The organism is Pseudomonas sp. AC112 (genome assembly GCF_979253545.1).
In genome coordinates, this window is record NZ_CEEDCM010000001.1 from 6,024,980 (window position 1) to 6,041,169 (window position 16,190).

The following is a 16,190-nucleotide window of genomic DNA, read 5'->3' on the forward strand; positions in this document are numbered from 1 at the left end:
CATCCTTAACCCTTGATGCAATCGACAGTGTAACAACGACCACTGCCGTCATCTTCGTGTTGCAACCCATGAACATCGGCGACAAAACCGGGGAAACTGCTATCGAAGGTCCTGGCGAAGGCCAGGTAATCGATGATCGAGCGCGTCGACTCGGTAAAGCGTTCGCCCGGCATGATCAGTGGAATGCCCGGCGGATAAGGCACCAGCATCACGGCTGCGATGCGCCCTGGCAAGGCGTCGATGGAGACCGCCTCCACTTCACCCCTGACCAACTGATCGTAGGCGTCGGCGGGTTTCATCGCGATTTCCGGCAAAACGGTGTACATCCGTTTGAGGTGTTTGGCGGTGGCGTTGCTACGGTAACAGCTATGCAATTGATCGCACAGGTCGCGCAGGCCCAGGCCTTGATAGCGCGTCGGGCCCTGGGCAAACACCGATGGCAGGCAACTGGCCAGGCTGACATTGGCGTCGTAGTTGCGCTTGAACTCCAGCAATTCGGTGAGCAGGGTACTCCACTTACCTTTGGTAATGCCCATGGAGAACAGTACGAGGAAGGAGTACAGCCCAGTCTTCTCCACCACCAGGCCACGCTCCCAAAGGAACTTGCTGACCACCGCCGCCGGAATCCCGCAATCACTCAGGGCCCCGCCCGCGTTGAGACCGGGCATCACCAGCGTCACTTTGATCGGGTCCAGCAGCACGTAGTCCTCGGCGACATCACCAAAGCCATGCCAGTCATCCTGCGGGTGCAACAGCCAATCGGCGGTGACAACCCGGTCGATACCCGCCACCGACGGCGGCTGCCAGATGGAAAACCACCAATCCTCGGCGTCGATGTGCTGGCGCAGGTTGGCCAGGGCACGGCGGAAGCTCAGGGCCTCGTCGAACATTTCCTGCAACAGCGAGCGCCCGGCCGGGCCCTCCATCATCGCCGAGGCCACATCCAGCGAGGCAATGATGCTGTATTGCGGCGATGTCGAAATATGCATCATGAACGCTTCGTTGAAGCGGTCACGGTCCAGTTGGCGCGCGCCGCCGTCCTGCACGTGGATCATCGAGGCCTGGCTGAACGCCGCCAACAGCTTGTGGGTAGAGTGTGTGGTGAACACCAGCGGGCTGTCCGGCGTGCGCGAAGTGCCCATGCCGTAGCGGCCGGCGAAGAACTCATGAAACGCCGCGTAGGCGTACCAAGCTTCGTCAAAGTGCAGGACCTCAACGCTATTGCCCAACTGCTGCTTGATCAACTCGGCGTTGTAGCACAGGCCGTCATAGGTGGAGTTGGTGACCACCGCCATCTTCACCTTTGGCGGACGACCACGGGTCAGCGGGCTGGCGTCGATCTTGGCGCGGATCGCGTCAGGGCTGAATTCGCTCAGGGGAATCGGGCCGATGATCCCCAGTTCGTTGCGTTCCGGGCACAGGTACAACGGAATGGCGCCAGTCATGATGATCGAGTGCAGCACCGACTTGTGACAGTTGCGGTCCACCAGCACCAGGTCATCGCGCCCGACCATGGAATGCCACACGATTTTGTTGGCGGTGGAGGTGCCATTGATGACGAAGAAGGTATGGTCAGCGCCAAAGTTGCGCGCCGCGCGGGCCTCGGCTTCGGCCAGCGGCCCGGTGTGGTCGAGCAACGAACCCAGCTCGGGCACCGACACCGACAAGTCCGAACGCAGGGTGTTTTCACCGAAGAACTGATGGAACGCCTGCCCTACCGGGCTTTTGCGGTAGGCCACGCCGCCGCCATGGCCGGGGGTGTGCCAGGAGTAATTCGAATCAGCGGTGTGCTGCACCAGCGCCTTGAAGAACGGCGGCAGCAGGCCATCCAGGTAAGTACGGGCCGCGCGAGCGACTTGCCGAGCCAGAAACGGCACGGTGTCTTCGAACAGGTACAGGATGCCGCGCAGTTGGTTGAGCTCGCTCATGGCGTCCGCCGGCGCATTTTCCAGGGTGACTTGCTCGCCCAGCGCGAAGATCGGCAAATTGGGCGCCCGCAGCCGTGCAAGCCGGATCAGCTCGACCATATTCTGCAACAGATGGGTATTCTCGCCGGCGCCTTCGGCGGCGATCAGCATGCACGCCAGACCGTGATGGGTAGAAGCCACCAGCCGGCCTTCGGCGTAGTCCACTGCGGAAAAGATACTGAAGCCCTCTTGCTCCAACTCTCGGGCGATGCCTCGGACCCGGTCACCGGCAACGGTGTCGGACTTGATGTCGCGGTGCACGATAAGGACGGGGAACTTCAGGTCTTTATACATCAGCGCTTGTAGTCCTGAGGGCTATGCACTCAAGGGTAGAAGCTGGAAGCGGATGTGGCGAATGAAGATTTCGAACAGGCAACACACCCCTGTAGGAGCCGGCTTGCCGGCGATGAGGCCGTTGAATCTTGCAATGGGTTCAATGCCGCCATCGCCGGCAAGCCGGCTCCTACAAGGTTTGCGTCATTGCTGGGTCAGGGTCGACCACAGCGCCGGCGCACCCGCCGACTTGGCGATCGCTTCCAGCCGTGCCACGTGCTCGGCCAGGTCCTGTTCACTGGCGCGAATAATCGGCGTGGGCTTGCGATCAGCCGGCAGGCGGCGGATTTCCGAAGGTCGGTTACCCGAGCCTTCCGCCGAGCCGCTGCCATCGGTGGCATTGCCCGCAAGGGACAGGCTGGTCTGCCCGCCGGTCATGGTCAGGTAGACGTCGGCGAGAATCTCGGAGTCGAGCAAGGCGCCGTGGAGTTCACGGCCGGAGTTGTCGACGCCATAACGTTTGCACAAGGCATCCAGGCTGTTGCGCTGGCCCGGGTGACGCTCACGGGCCATCATCAAGGTGTCGAGGATCGAGCAGTGCTGGGAAATGTCTGCGCGATCGGTCTGCCCCATCAGGGCAAATTCGTTGTTGATGAAGCCGACGTCGAACGCCGCGTTATGGATGATCAGTTGGGCGCCGTTGATGAATTCGAAGAACTCATCGGCGACTTCGGCAAAACGCGGCTTGCCCTTGAGGAATTCGTCGGTGATACCGTGGACGCCGATCGCGCCCTCGTCACTGTCGCGGTCTGGTTGCAGGTAGACGTGGAAGTGACGACCGGTGAGACGACGACCCATCAATTCGACACAGCCGATTTCAATGATCCGGTGGCCATCGGTCACCGGCATGCCGGTGGTTTCGGTATCGAGTACAACAGATCGGATGGCCATCAGGGTTCAGCTCTCAACGGTGTGGTATGCGGTGTGGTGTGAATCAAGGCGCGCGATATTAACACGTGAGTCGCCATCAGCTCTGCTTGTAGCCGCGCACTTCGTCCACGCCTCGGTTGGCCAACTGGTCGGCGCGCTCGTTGCCGGGGTGGCCGATGTGGCCGCGTACCCATTTCCAAGTGATGTCGTGGCGATTGCATTGTTCATCGAGCAGTTGCCACAGGTCGGCATTTTTCACCGGCTCCTTGGCGGCGGTCTTCCAGCCGCGCTTCTTCCAGTTGACCATCCACTCGTTGATGCCCTTCATCACGTATTGCGAGTCGGTCACCAGCAGCACGTTGCAGCGGCGCTTGAGTTCTTCGAGGCCGCGAATGGCGCCCATCAGCTCCATGCGGTTGTTGGTGGTATTGGCTTCACCGCCCCACAACTCTTTCTCCACGCCTTTGCACACCAGCAACGCGCCCCAGCCGCCAGGGCCCGGGTTGCCTTTGCAGGCGCCATCGGTGAAGAGTTCTACGCTATCGGTCATCGGTCACTCGGTATTCATTCAAGAAGAGGGTTACGCATCGCTTTGCTTGCGGTTGACCTTGGCCATCGGCATCGGCACCAGCTTGCCCATCGGCTCGCGGCGCACCTGCTGCACCGGCCGCAGCCCAACCACGATCTTGCGTGCCACCAGCAGATAGAAGCCGCCACCGCCCAATTGCCAGGCACCTGCGCGGCGCTCCCAGCCGGCCAGGCGGCCTTGCCACTTGGTTGAAGCAAGCGGCGGACGATAGCACCCGAAGCGGCGTTTCTCCAGCGCGAAGCCCAGCAGGTTCAGCCAGTCGCCCACCCGTTGCGGCGAGATACAGCGTGCCTGGCGCAGGCCGTCGTGGGCGAACACATGGCGCAGGCCCCAACTGCTCCAGGGGTTGATCCCCACAATCAGCAAATGGCCCCCTGGCCGTACGCTGCTCGCGGCTTCGCGCAGCAAGCCGTGGGGCGACAGGCAGAAATCCAGGCCATGTTGCAACACCACCACGTCGGCGGCGTGCTCGCTGAGCGGCCAGGCCTGTTCTTCGCAGACAATCTCCACCCCCGGCAACGGCGCCCCCAGGCGCACATTGCGCTGTACCTGCGGCGCGGACGGCGGCGTTTCGGCCGAAGGACCGTAATGCACCAGGTAGCCACCAAAGAACCGGCCCAACTCGTCTTCGAGCATGCGCCGTTCTTCGTCCAGCAGAAATTGCCCGATGGGACCGGACAGCCATTCGCGGGCTGCACCGATCAGGGCCAGCCACTCAGGATCGGCCTGGGCGAACGCTTTATCAGTCATTGCATTCTCCAACTCGCCTAGACGTTCTAAGATGCACCAATGTGTTCAGCTTGGCGAATCGAAGAATGATACAGATCAGTGCCCTGCCCGCCTTCACCGATAACTACATCTGGTTGTTACAGGACCCAAGCACCCGACGCTGCGCCGTGGTCGACCCTGGCGACGCCGCCCCCGTGCTGGCCTGGCTCGAGCAGAACCCTGGCTGGAGCCTCAGCGACATCCTGATCACCCACCACCACCATGATCATGTCGGCGGCGTCGAACAACTCAAAGGTGCAACCGACGCCAAGGTCTACGGCCCGGCCAACGAGAAGATCCCGGCACGGGACGTGGCGCTCAACGACAACGACCGCATCACCGTGCTCGGCTGGGACTTTGACATCTATACAGTGCCCGGCCACACCCTGGGTCATATCGCCTTTTACCACCCAGGCGTACTGTTGTGTGGCGATACCCTGTTCGCCGCCGGTTGCGGGCGCTTGTTCGAAGGCACGCCGGAACAGATGTACACCTCCCTTGAGCGTCTGGCCGCCCTGCCCGCCGACACGCGGGTGTACTGCACCCACGAATACACCCAAAGTAACCTCAAATTCGCCCAGGCGGTGGAACCGGACAATGCCGATATCGCCGAACGGGTGGAAACTGTCCGCCAACTTCGGGCCCGTGGCGAGATCACGCTGCCTTCCAATCTGGCCCTGGAAAAACGTACCAACCCTTTTTTGCGCACCGCTGAAACATCCGTTAAACAAAAAGCGGACGAACGGAATGGCCGCGACAACCGCTCTGGGGCCGAGGTGTTTGCTAGCTTGAGGGCATGGAAAGATAAGTTCTAACGGGATGCAATCTGATACGTAATTTCTGAATGGTTGACCGGAACCAAACGGGTTTCTAGAATCGCCCGACATTTTTGCCCGGAACTTACTTCCAGCCAATGTCGTCATCTATTCGTAAATCCAACCATTCAGACGCATTGACCCGCCTGGCTCAAGCTGTGGCGGTGGCTGTGTCCGCCACACTGGCGGGCTGCCAATCAAGCAATTTCACCGCACAATCCACCGTGCAACCCAAGCCTAACCTCAGCGCCAAAATCAAACAGAAACCCGTCATCTGGCTGTCGGAAAAGCCAACTCCCGAGCCCCCCCAGGACGTCTGGGAACGCATGCGACGTGGCTTTCAACTGCAGGACGGCGTAGGCGTCAACCCGCGCATCGAGCAACAGCGCCTGTGGTTCGCCAGCAACCCGTCCTTCCTGGAGAATGCCGGGGAACGCGGCAGTCTCTACATTCATTACATCGTCGAACGCCTTGAAGAACGCAACATGCCCCTGGAGCTGGCACTCCTGCCGGTGATTGAAAGTGCCTACAACCCGATGGCCTATTCGCGCAGCGATGCGGTCGGCTTGTGGCAATTCATTCCCTCCACCGGGCGCTACTTCAACCTGCGCCAGACCCGCGCCTACGATGGCCGCCGTGACATCACCGCCTCCACCACCGCCGCCCTCGACTACCTGACCCGCCTGCACGACATGTTCAACGGTGACTGGCTGCTGGCCCTGGCCGCCTACAACGCTGGCGAAGGCACGGTGAGCCGGGCGATCGAGCGCAACGAGAAGCTCGGCCTGCCGACCGACTACTGGAACCTGCCCCTGCCCCAGGAAACCAAGGACTATGTGCCCAAGTTCCTGGCGCTGTCCCAGGTGGTGCTGGCGCCCGAGGCCTATGGCGTCAACCTGAACCCGATTGCCAACACACCGTACTTCGAAGTGGTTGAAGTCAAGCAAAGCATGGACCTGTCCCGGGTTGCCGCGCTGGCCGAGATCGACGAAGACGAACTGTTCCAGCTCAACCCGGCCCTGAAGCAACGCACCACCCTGGACGGCCCTCAGCATTTGCTGGTGCCAAGCTCCAAGGCGCAGTTGCTCACTAGCACCCTTTCGACGATGAAGCCGGAAGAATTGCTGGCGATGCGCCCTAAAAAGCAGGTGTTCGACGAAGTCGAAACCGCGCGTGTGGCCGGGCGTACCCGCAGCTACAAGGTGCGCAGTGGCGACAACCTCACGCTGATCGCCAAGGCCAACAAGGTCGATGTGCATGACCTGCAGCGCTGGAACAAGCTCAACGGCCAGGCGCTCAAGGTCGGCCAGACCCTGGTGATGCAGGACACGCGCAAGCTGGTGGCCAAGGCTGATAGCAAGAAGCCGGTGCAATACAAGGTCAAGAAAGGCGACTCGCTGTACATCGTCGCCAAGCGCTTCAACGTTGAGATGCAACATCTCAAGCGCTGGAACCCGCGTACTGGCCAGGCGCTCAAGCCTGGGCAGATGCTGGTGGTTTCCGGGCCACGCTGACTGACAAACAAAGCTTGTTTGTGTGAGCGGGCTTTGTGGTGAGCGGGCTTGCCCCGCGCTGGGCTGCGCAGCAGCCCTAAAACCATGCAATGCATTTTGTCTGGAACAATGCGTATAGCCAACGGGGCTGCTGCGCAGCCCTGCGCGGGGCAAGCCCGCTCACCACAGCAAGCCCGCTCACCACGCAAGCCAGCGCCACATGGAATCTCCGTCAGCCGACCGGCTTTTTCCAACCGGAACAAGCTGTTACTGTACCGATCATAAAGCCCAAGCCGCCTGGATCGGATCCCTGACTTGAAGCGTCCCCTCCTTCTACTAATAAGTCTGGCCTTGAGCTTTGCTGCGAACGCAACGATTACCGAGAGCCACGGTTATGCACAGTTCGGCAGCCTCAAGTACCCGGCCAAATTCACCCACTTCGATTGGGTAAACCCTGCAGCGCCGAAAGGCGGGACATTGCGGGTCATGGCGTTTGGCACCTTCGACACCCTCAACCCCTACACTTTCAAGGGCTCCAGCCCGGTTTCCACGCCCAACTTCCTGCAATACGGCGTCAATGAGCTGAACGAGCCGTTGATGGTCGGTACCGGCCTGTACGCGCCTTCCGGCGATGAACCCACCTCCAGCTATGGGTTGATCGCCCAGTCGGTGGAATACAGCGAGGACCGCAGCTGGGTGGTGTTCAACCTGCGCCCGGAAGCGCGCTTCCACGATGGCAAGCCGATCACCGCCTATGACGTGGCGTTTTCTTATCGCACCCTGCTGACCGAAGGCCACCCGCAGTACCGCACCAACCTGCAGGAAGTGGCACGGGTGGATATCCTCAACCGGCACCGCATCCGCTTTGTGTTCAAGCGTGCCGGCAACCCGTTGTTGATCCTGCGCCTGGGCGAGTTGCCAGTATTGCCCCAGCACTATTGGAAAAACCGCGATTTCAAGGCCACCACCTTCGAACCGCCTTTGGGCAGCGGGCCGTACCGCATCAGCAAGGTCACGCCTGGCCGGCAACTGGTGTTCGAACGGGTCAAGGACTATTGGGGCAAGGACCTGCCGGTCAACCAGGGTTTCTATAACTACGACAAGGTCGAGGTGGAGTTCTATCGCGACAGCGACGTGGCCTTCGAAGCCTTCAAGGCCGGCGAATTCGATATCTATATCGAGCATCAGGCCAAGAACTGGGCAAATGGCTACAACTTCCCGGCGGTGAACCGTGGCGACGTGATCAAGGCGCAGATTGCCCACCAGATCCCGACCCAGAGCCAGGGCTTGTTCATGAACAGCCGGCGGCCGACCTTCAGCCAAACCAAGGTGCGCGAAGCCCTGGGGCTGATGTTCGACTTCGAATGGACCAACCGCACCCTGTTCAGCAGCGCCTACAAACGCACCTTAAGCTATTACCCCAACAGCGAATTCTCTGCCACCGGCGTACCCACCGGCCATGAATGGCTGATGCTCTCGCCCTACCGCGAGCAATTGCCGGCCAACCTGTTTACCCAGCCGTTCAGCCTGCCCCAGACCGACGGGCGTGGCATCCCCCGTGAAACCCTGCGCCGTGCGCTGGCGCTGCTCAGCGACGCCGGCTGGAAGCTTTCCGGCCAGCGCCTGCTCAACAAGGACGGCCAACCGCTGCGCTTCGAGATCCTGCTGGTCAACCCGAACCTGGAACGCATCCTGCAGCCCTACGTCGAGAACCTGATCAGCATCGGCATCGACGCGCGCCTGCGTACCGTCGACCGCGCCCAATACAAGCAGCGCCTGGATCAATTCGATTTCGACATGATCCTGATCACCCTCAACCAGACCCTGAGCCCGGGCCTTGAGCAGTGGCAGTACTTCCACTCCAGCCAGGCCGCGATCAAGGGCAGCAAGAACTACGCAGGCATTGCCAACCCGATTGTCGATCACCTGCTGGAACAACTACTGGCCGCCAAGACCCGCGAGGAGCAACTGGCCGCCGGCCGTGCCCTGGACCGGGTGCTGCTGTGGCAGCACTACAGCATTCCCAACTGGTACCTCAACTATCATCGCTTGGCGTACCGCAACCGGTTCGCCTTTGTCACCACGCCGCCCTACAGCCTGGGCCTGAGCGCATGGTGGCTGAAAGCTTCGGAGAAAGCCCAATGATGTATTTGCGTACTGCCCTGCTCGGCGGCCTGCTGCTGTGCACCGCGGCCCAAGCCGCCCCGCAACATGCGTTGACGCTCTACAACGAACCGCCGAAATACCCGGCCGACTTCAAGCACTTCGACTACGTCAACCCGGATGCGCCCAAGGGCGGCACCTTCCGCGAGTCGGCCATGGGCGGTTTCGACAGCCTCAACCCCTACATCAGCAAGGGCGTGCCGGCCGACAACCTCGGCCTGATCTACGACACCCTGGCCATGCAAAGCCTGGATGAACCCATCACCGAGTACGGCCTGGTCGCCGGCAAGATCGAAAAAGCCCCGGACAACAGCTGGGTGCGCTTCTACCTGCGCCCCGAAGCGCGCTTCCACGACGGCCACCCGATCCGCGCCGAGGATGTGGTGTTTACCTTCCAGGAACTGATCAAGGAGGGCTCGCCGATCTACCGCACCTATTACGCCGACGTCGACGAGGTGGTCGCCGAAGACCCGCTGAAGGTGCTGTTCAAGTTCAAGCGCACCAATAACCGCGAATTGCCGCTGATCCTCGGTCAACTGCCGGTATTGCCCAAGCATTGGTGGGCGACCCGCGACTTCGCCAAGGGCAACCTCGAAGTGCCGCTGGGCAGCGGGCCGTACAAGGTCGCTGAGGTCAAGGCCGGGCGCATGATCCGCTACGAGCGGGTCAAGGACTACTGGGCCAAGGACCTGCCGGTGGCCAAGGGTTTCTACAACTTCGATAACCGCATCACCGACTATTACCGCGACAGCACCGTGTCCCTGGAAGCCTTGAAGGCTGGACAGTTCGACTATTGGCTGGAATTCAGCGCCAAGAACTGGGCCAATGCCTACAACATTCCGGCCGTGACCGAAGGCCGCTTGATCAAGGAAGAAATCCCCAACGGCAACCCCACCGGGATGCAGGGCTTTGTGTTCAACATGCGCAAGCCGATGTTCCAGGACGTGCGGGTGCGCAAGGCTATCAGCCTATTGCTGGATTTCGAGTGGAGCAACAAGCAGCTGTTCAACGGTGCCTACACCCGCACCCGCAGTTACTTCGAAAACTCGGAGATGGCCGCCACCGGCCTGCCAGGTCCAGATGAGCTGAAAATCCTCGAGCCCCTGCGCGACAAGATCCCGCCCGAAGTCTTCACCCAGGCGTTCGAACCGGCCAAGACCGACGGCAGCGGCATGATCCGCACCCAGCAACGCGAAGCCTACCAACTGCTGCAGGAAGCCGGCTGGCGCATCGTCGACGACAAGATGGTCGACACCACGGGCAAGCCGGTGAAAATCGAGTTCCTGCTGGCCCAGACCGAGTTCGAACGCATCCTGCTGCCGTTCAAGCGCAACCTGGCTGACCTGGGGATCGACCTGGTGATCCGCCGGGTAGACGTCTCGCAGTTCGTCAACCGCATTCGTTCGCGGGACTTCGACATGCTGGTGGGCAGCTTCCCGCAGTCCACCTCGCCGGGTAATGAACAACGGGAGTTCTGGAAGTCTTCCAGCGCCGACAAACCTGGCAGCCGCAACTACATGGGCCTCAAGGACCCGGCCATCGACCAGTTGGTGGAAGAGCTGATCGACGCCGATTCGCGCAAAAGCCTGGTGGCGCATGCCAAGGCCCTGGACCGCGTGTTGCAGTTCGGCTACTACGTGATCCCGAACTGGCACATCAAGACCTTCCGCGTCGCGTACTGGGATCACTTGGGCCACCCCAACGTCCCGCCGCGCTATGACGTCGGCACGGCCACCTGGTGGGCCAAACCCGACGCCAAGCCTGCCATCCCCCTAGACACGAGCACCCACGCCGATCCGGCGAGCGGAGGCGATTAAATGCTGGCCTATATCTTTCGCCGCCTGTTACTGATCATCCCCACGCTGTTCGGGATCCTGCTGATCAACTTCGTCATCATCCAGGCCGCTCCCGGGGGGCCGGTGGAACAGATGATCGCCAAGCTCGAAGGCTTTGAAGGCGCCACCAGCCGGATTGCCGGCGGCGGTGCCGAAGTGTCGGTGGCCGGTTCCAGCAGCTACCGTGGCGCCCAGGGCTTGGACCCGGCGCTGATCAAGGAAATCGAGAAGATGTACGGCTTCGACAAATCGGCGCCGGAACGCCTGTGGATCATGGTCAAGAACTACGCCCAGCTGGATTTCGGCGACAGCTTCTTCCGTGACGCCAAGGTCATCGACCTGATCAAGGAAAAGATGCCGGTGTCCATCTCCCTCGGGTTATGGAGCACGCTGATCATGTACCTGGTGTCCATCCCCCTGGGGATCGCCAAGGCCACGCGGCACGGCAGCCATTTCGATGTGTGGACCAGTTCGGCGATCATCGTCGGCTACGCGATCCCGGCGTTCCTGTTTGCGATCCTGTTGATCGTGGTGTTTGCCGGTGGCAGTTACCTGGACTGGTTCCCCCTGCGCGGGCTCACGTCGAACAACTTCGACGAGCTGAGCTGGGGCGGCAAGGTCCTCGATTACTTCTGGCACCTGGCGCTGCCCATCACGGCCTTGGTGATCGGCAACTTTGCCACCATGACCCTGCTGACCAAGAACAGCTTTCTCGACGAGATCAACAAGCAGTACGTGATCACCGCCAAGGCCAAGGGCCTGACCAACCACCGCGTGCTGTACGGCCATGTGTTCCGCAATGCGATGTTGCTGGTGATCGCCGGCTTCCCTTCGGCGTTTATCGGCATTTTCTTCACCGGTTCGTTGCTGGTGGAGGTGATCTTTTCCCTCGATGGCCTGGGCCTGATGAGCTTTGAAGCGGCGATCAACCGCGACTACCCGGTGGTGTTCGGCACGCTGTTCATCTTCACCCTGCTGGGGCTGATTGTGAAACTGATCGGCGACCTCACCTACACCTTGGTCGATCCGCGTATCGACTTTGCCAGCCGGGAGCATTGAGATGAATCTATCCCCCCTCAATCGCCGCCGGTTCGAACGGTTCAAGGCCAACAAACGTGGCTGGTGGTCGCTGTGGCTGTTTCTGATCCTGTTCGTGCTGAGCCTGGGCGCCGAGCTGATCGCCAATGACAAGCCACTGGCCGTGCACTACGACGGTGGCTGGTACTTCCCGGCGCTCAAGCGCTACCCGGAGACCACCTTTGGCGGCGAATTCCCGCTGGAGGCCAACTACAAGAGCCCCTACATCCAGGAACTGCTCAAGGCCAAGGATGCCTGGACGTTGTGGGCGCCTATTCCGTTCAGCTACCAAAGCATCAACTACGACCTGAAAGTGCCGGCGCCTGCGCCGCCTTCCAGCGTCAACCTGCTGGGCACCGATGACCAAGGCCGCGACGTACTGGCGCGGGTCATCTACGGCTTCCGTGTGTCGGTGCTGTTTGCCCTGACGCTGACAGTGCTCAGCTCGATCATCGGCGTGATCGCCGGGGCCTTGCAGGGCTTCTACGGCGGCTGGGTGGATTTGGCCGGGCAGCGCTTCCTGGAGATCTGGTCCGGCTTGCCGGTGCTGTACTTGCTGATCATCCTCGCCAGTTTCGTGCAGCCCAACTTCTGGTGGCTGCTGGGGATCATGCTGCTGTTTTCGTGGATGAGCCTGGTGGACGTAGTGCGCGCCGAGTTTCTGCGCGGGCGCAACCTGGAATACGTGCGCGCCGCCAGGGCCTTGGGCATGCAGAATGGCGCGATCATGTTCCGCCACATTTTGCCCAACGCGATGGTGTCGACCATGACCTTCATGCCGTTCATCCTCACCGGCGCCATCGGCACCCTCACCGCCCTGGACTTCCTCGGCTTTGGCTTGCCGGCTGGCTCGCCATCGCTGGGTGAACTGGTGGCCCAAGGCAAATCCAATCTGCAAGCGCCGTGGCTGGGCATGAGTGCCTTTGCCGTGCTGGCGATCATGTTGAGTTTGCTGGTGTTTATCGGCGAGTCCGCTCGCGATGCCTTCGACCCGAGGAAATGAGATGAATCAGGACAATCTGATCGAAATCCGCGACCTCTCCGTCGAGTTCGTCACGGGCGACCATCACCACCGTGTGGTGAACAACGTCAGCTTCGACATCAAGCGCGGCGAAACCATCGCGCTGGTGGGTGAAAGCGGCTCAGGCAAATCGGTGACCGCCCACTCTATCCTGCGCTTGCTGCCCTACCCGCTGGCGCGGCACCCCTCCGGCACCATCAACTATGCCGGGCAGGACCTGCTCACGCTGAAAGAAAAAACCATCCGCCACATTCGCGGCAACCGCATTGCGATGATCTTCCAGGAGCCGATGACCTCGTTGAATCCGCTGCATTCCATCGAGAAGCAGATCAACGAAGTACTCGGCCTGCACAAGGGGCTGCAAGGTAAAGTCGCCACCCAGCGCACCCTGGAGTTGCTGGAACTGGTGGGCATTCCCGAACCGCACAAGCGCCTCAAGGCCCTGCCCCATGAACTGTCCGGCGGCCAGCGCCAGCGGGTGATGATCGCCATGGCATTGGCCAATGAGCCAGAACTGCTGATTGCCGATGAGCCGACCACGGCGCTGGATGTGACGGTGCAACTGAAGATCCTGGAACTGCTCAAGGAGTTGCAGGCGCGCTTGGGCATGGCGCTGCTGTTGATCAGCCATGACCTTAACCTGGTGCGGCGCATCGCCCACCGCGTGTGCGTGATGCAAAAGGGTTGCATCGTCGAACAGGCGGACTGCGAGACGCTGTTCCAGTCGCCCCAGCATCCCTACACCCAGGAACTGCTTGCGGCCGAGCCCAGTGGCGGGCCCGCCAACAACGCGGTGGGCGCGCCGCTTTTGGAAGTCGATGACCTCAAGGTGTGGTTCCCGATCAAGAAAGGCTTTTTGCGCAATACCGTCGACTACGTCAAAGCGGTGGACGGTATCAACTTCAGCCTGCCCCAGGGGCAGACCCTGGGCATCGTTGGCGAAAGCGGCTCGGGCAAATCCACCCTGGGCCTGGCGATTTTGCGGTTGATCGCCAGCAAGGGCGGGATCCGCTTCGAAGGCCAGCAACTGGACAAGCTCAGCCAGCAACAAGTGCGCCCGCTGCGCCGGGAAATGCAGGTGGTGTTCCAGGACCCGTTCGGCAGCCTGAGCCCGCGCATGTGCGTCAGCGAGATCGTCGGTGAAGGCCTGCGCATCCACAAGATGGGTACACCGGCCGAGCAGGAAGCCGCGATTATCGCAGCACTCAAGGAGGTGGGCCTGGACCCGGAATCCCGGCACCGCTACCCCCACGAATTCTCCGGGGGCCAGCGCCAACGCATCGCCATCGCCCGCGCACTGGTGCTCAAGCCACGCCTGATCCTGCTCGACGAACCCACCTCGGCCCTCGACCGCACGGTACAACGCCAGGTGGTGGAACTGCTACGCAGCCTGCAGGCCAAGTACAACCTGACGTACCTGTTTATCAGCCATGACTTGGCGGTGGTCAAAGCCTTGAGTCACCAGTTGATGGTGGTCAAGCATGGGCAGGTGGTGGAGCAAGGCGATGCCCAGGCGATTTTCGCCGATCCGCAGCATGCCTACACCCGTCAGCTGCTGGAAGCCGCGTTCCTCGTACCCGCCTGACCCAAAATGCGGGAGCTGGCTCGCCTGCAGTAGCGGCGGGCCAGCGTATACATTCGCCGACTGATGCGCCGCCATCGCGGGCAGGCCCGCTCCCCCATAACAGCATTCAATATCATTTGCGCGCACGCGCCCCCTTTGCTTTAATCGCGACCAATTCTTATTTACGCCAATCCTTTTGCGCTGGATGGAAATCGTGTCGACCTCTTTCACCCACCTCTACGGCACCCACCACCGCTGGCTGCTCGGCCTGTTACGGCGCCGCCTGAACGACCGCTGGGATGCCGCCGACCTGGCCCACGACACGTTTATCCGTATCCTCAACCGGCCCCCGGTCGAGACCGATCACCTGCGCCAGCGCTCCTACCTGGCCACCATCGCCCGTGGCTTGTGCATCGACCACTGGCGCCGCCGCCAGCTCGAAAAAGCCTGGCTGGAGACCCTGGCCCTGTGCCCGGAAGCCACCCAACCGTCACCGGAACAACGCGCAATCATCGTCGAGACCCTCTACGAAGTAGACGCCATGCTCGCGCGCCTGCCGAAGAAAGTCAGCGAAGCCTTCCTGCTCGCCCAGTTGCACGGCCAGCCCTATAAACAGATCGCCGAGCACCTGGGTGTGGGTGAACGCATGGTCAAGAAATACATGGCCCAGGCCCTGCTGCACTGCGCCATCCTTGAAGCCGAACTCGACGGGATGCTGGTGCAATGAATACTTCCGGCACGCTCAGCCATGCCAGCCTGGAGCAGGCGGCGCACTGGTACGTGCGCCTGCAGGACCCGGCCGAAAACCAGGAGCACCAGCGTTGGCAAGCCTGGGTGGCACAGAACCCCGAGCACCTGGCGGCCTGGCAGTATGTCGAGCGGGTCAGCCAACGCTTTGCGCCCTTGATGGAACAACCCCAAGGCGCCAGCCGGGCGTTGCGCAGTTCGCGGCGCCAGGCCCTCAAGACGCTGTTGGTGCTGTGTGCCGGTTCCACACTGGCCTGGGGCACCTGGCGCACGACCGCCCTGCCTCGCCTGGTCGGCGGCTGGCGTGCGGACTACGCCACCGGCAGCGGCGAGACGCGCGACGCGCTGCTGGCCGACGGCAGCCATGTGTGGCTGAACGCCTTGAGTGCGTTGGATGTGCGTTTTGATGGGCTGCAGCGGTTGTTGCAGTTGCGCTTTGGCGAAGTGCTGATCGACACGGCCAAGGACGCCAGCCGGCCATTCCTGGTGGACACCGAGCACGGGCGTATGCAGGCGCTGGGGACACGTTTCAGTGTGCTGCACGGCGAGCATCACACCCAGCTCAACGTCTTTGAGGGGCGGGTGCAGGTCACCACGCACGACGCGCAGGTGCGCACCCTCGAAGCCGGCCAACAGGTGTCCTTCACGCGCGACGGCTTCGCCCCTACTGCTCCGGCCTCCCCGGCCCGTGAAGCCTGGAGCCGTGGCGTGCTGTTGGCGGATAACCTCCCGCTGGGCCAACTGATCGCCGAACTCAACCGCTATCGCCCCGGCCACCTGGGCTGCGACCCGGCTGTGGCGCAACTGCCGGTGATGGGTTCATTCCCGCTGATCGACAGCGATCACGCCCTGCACCTGTTGCAAGCGGCGCTGCCGATTCGCGTCGATAGGCCGATGCCCTGGTGGGTCACTGTCGGGCCAAAGTAAAAAAACGCTAAATGTCAGTTC

Annotated in this window: 13 protein-coding genes; 9 read left to right on the forward strand and 4 right to left on the reverse strand. The window is 61.6% G+C overall.

All coding sequences use genetic code 11. From position 1 onward, the window contains the following. Window positions 1-5 precede the first annotated feature (5 nt). From AC0IYN_RS27885 to AC0IYN_RS27900, 4 genes are all read right to left on the reverse strand, one after another. Entirely contained in the window at window positions 6-2,261 is a 2,256-nt protein-coding gene (locus AC0IYN_RS27885; protein WP_406597451.1) for an Orn/Lys/Arg family decarboxylase, read from the reverse strand. 183 nt (window positions 2,262-2,444) lie between these two features. After that, window positions 2,445-3,185, reverse strand: coding sequence for a DNA polymerase III subunit epsilon (gene dnaQ, locus AC0IYN_RS27890; protein WP_406597484.1), 741 nt, complete (start codon window positions 3,183-3,185; stop codon window positions 2,445-2,447). 82 nt (window positions 3,186-3,267) lie between these two features. Further along, window positions 3,268-3,720: a ribonuclease HI gene (gene rnhA / locus AC0IYN_RS27895; protein ID WP_003173571.1), complete on the reverse strand. Its 453-nt coding sequence runs from the start codon at window positions 3,718-3,720 to the stop codon at window positions 3,268-3,270. 30 nt (window positions 3,721-3,750) lie between these two features. Then, the gene (locus AC0IYN_RS27900; protein WP_406597452.1) at window positions 3,751-4,509 is read right to left on the reverse strand and encodes a class I SAM-dependent methyltransferase; all 759 of its coding nucleotides are present in this window, start codon (window positions 4,507-4,509) and stop codon (window positions 3,751-3,753) included. A gap of 65 nt (window positions 4,510-4,574) precedes the next feature. Here AC0IYN_RS27900 and gloB point away from each other — a divergent pair, with 65 nt between their 5' ends. From gloB to AC0IYN_RS27945, 9 genes are all read left to right on the forward strand, one after another. Continuing rightward, complete coding sequence (gene gloB / locus AC0IYN_RS27905; RefSeq protein WP_214497622.1) at window positions 4,575-5,342, forward strand: hydroxyacylglutathione hydrolase; 768 nt, start codon at window positions 4,575-4,577, stop codon at window positions 5,340-5,342. 98 nt (window positions 5,343-5,440) lie between these two features. Further along, on the forward strand, window positions 5,441-6,856 hold the full coding sequence (locus AC0IYN_RS27910; protein ID WP_457238673.1) for a transglycosylase SLT domain-containing protein: 1,416 nt from the start codon (window positions 5,441-5,443) through the stop codon (window positions 6,854-6,856). Between the two features lie 294 nt (window positions 6,857-7,150). Continuing rightward, complete coding sequence (locus tag AC0IYN_RS27915; RefSeq protein WP_406597453.1) at window positions 7,151-8,980, forward strand: extracellular solute-binding protein; 1,830 nt, start codon at window positions 7,151-7,153, stop codon at window positions 8,978-8,980. Next, on the forward strand, window positions 8,977-10,815 hold the full coding sequence (locus AC0IYN_RS27920; protein WP_471844287.1) for an extracellular solute-binding protein: 1,839 nt from the start codon (window positions 8,977-8,979) through the stop codon (window positions 10,813-10,815). Before AC0IYN_RS27915 ends, AC0IYN_RS27920 begins: the two co-directional genes overlap by 4 nt. After that, the gene (locus AC0IYN_RS27925) at window positions 10,816-11,892 is read left to right on the forward strand and encodes a microcin C ABC transporter permease YejB (RefSeq protein WP_078048081.1); all 1,077 of its coding nucleotides are present in this window, start codon (window positions 10,816-10,818) and stop codon (window positions 11,890-11,892) included. A 1-nt stretch (window position 11,893) separates the two neighbouring features. After that, window positions 11,894-12,913 carry an ABC transporter permease gene (locus AC0IYN_RS27930; RefSeq protein ID WP_012723835.1) on the forward strand — a complete coding sequence of 340 codons (1,020 nt, stop codon included), beginning with the start codon at window positions 11,894-11,896 and terminating at the stop codon, window positions 12,911-12,913. Between the two features lies 1 nt (window position 12,914). After that, entirely contained in the window at window positions 12,915-14,516 is a 1,602-nt protein-coding gene (locus tag AC0IYN_RS27935; protein WP_457247841.1) for an ABC transporter ATP-binding protein, read from the forward strand. A 184-nt stretch (window positions 14,517-14,700) separates the two neighbouring features. Continuing rightward, window positions 14,701-15,222: a sigma-70 family RNA polymerase sigma factor gene (locus AC0IYN_RS27940; protein WP_471844291.1), complete on the forward strand. Its 522-nt coding sequence runs from the start codon at window positions 14,701-14,703 to the stop codon at window positions 15,220-15,222. Further along, window positions 15,219-16,169: a FecR domain-containing protein gene (locus tag AC0IYN_RS27945; protein ID WP_458375104.1), complete on the forward strand. Its 951-nt coding sequence runs from the start codon at window positions 15,219-15,221 to the stop codon at window positions 16,167-16,169. Before AC0IYN_RS27940 ends, AC0IYN_RS27945 begins: the two co-directional genes overlap by 4 nt. Window positions 16,170-16,190 lie beyond the last annotated feature (21 nt).

Coding starts and splice junctions, on each gene's coding strand:
- AC0IYN_RS27885 (WP_406597451.1), bottom strand. CDS start 2,261: ATGTATAAAGACCTGAAGTTCCCCGTCCTTATCGTGCACCGCGACATC.
- rnhA (WP_003173571.1), bottom strand. CDS start 3,720: ATGACCGATAGCGTAGAACTCTTCACCGATGGCGCCTGCAAAGGCAAC.
- AC0IYN_RS27900 (WP_406597452.1), bottom strand. CDS start 4,509: ATGACTGATAAAGCGTTCGCCCAGGCCGATCCTGAGTGGCTGGCCCTG.
- gloB (WP_214497622.1), top strand. CDS start 4,575: ATGATACAGATCAGTGCCCTGCCCGCCTTCACCGATAACTACATCTGG.
- AC0IYN_RS27910 (WP_457238673.1), top strand. CDS start 5,441: ATGTCGTCATCTATTCGTAAATCCAACCATTCAGACGCATTGACCCGC.
- AC0IYN_RS27920 (WP_471844287.1), top strand. CDS start 8,977: ATGATGTATTTGCGTACTGCCCTGCTCGGCGGCCTGCTGCTGTGCACC.
- AC0IYN_RS27925 (WP_078048081.1), top strand. CDS start 10,816: ATGCTGGCCTATATCTTTCGCCGCCTGTTACTGATCATCCCCACGCTG.
- AC0IYN_RS27930 (WP_012723835.1), top strand. CDS start 11,894: ATGAATCTATCCCCCCTCAATCGCCGCCGGTTCGAACGGTTCAAGGCC.
- AC0IYN_RS27935 (WP_457247841.1), top strand. CDS start 12,915: ATGAATCAGGACAATCTGATCGAAATCCGCGACCTCTCCGTCGAGTTC.
- AC0IYN_RS27940 (WP_471844291.1), top strand. CDS start 14,701: ATGGAAATCGTGTCGACCTCTTTCACCCACCTCTACGGCACCCACCAC.
- AC0IYN_RS27945 (WP_458375104.1), top strand. CDS start 15,219: ATGAATACTTCCGGCACGCTCAGCCATGCCAGCCTGGAGCAGGCGGCG.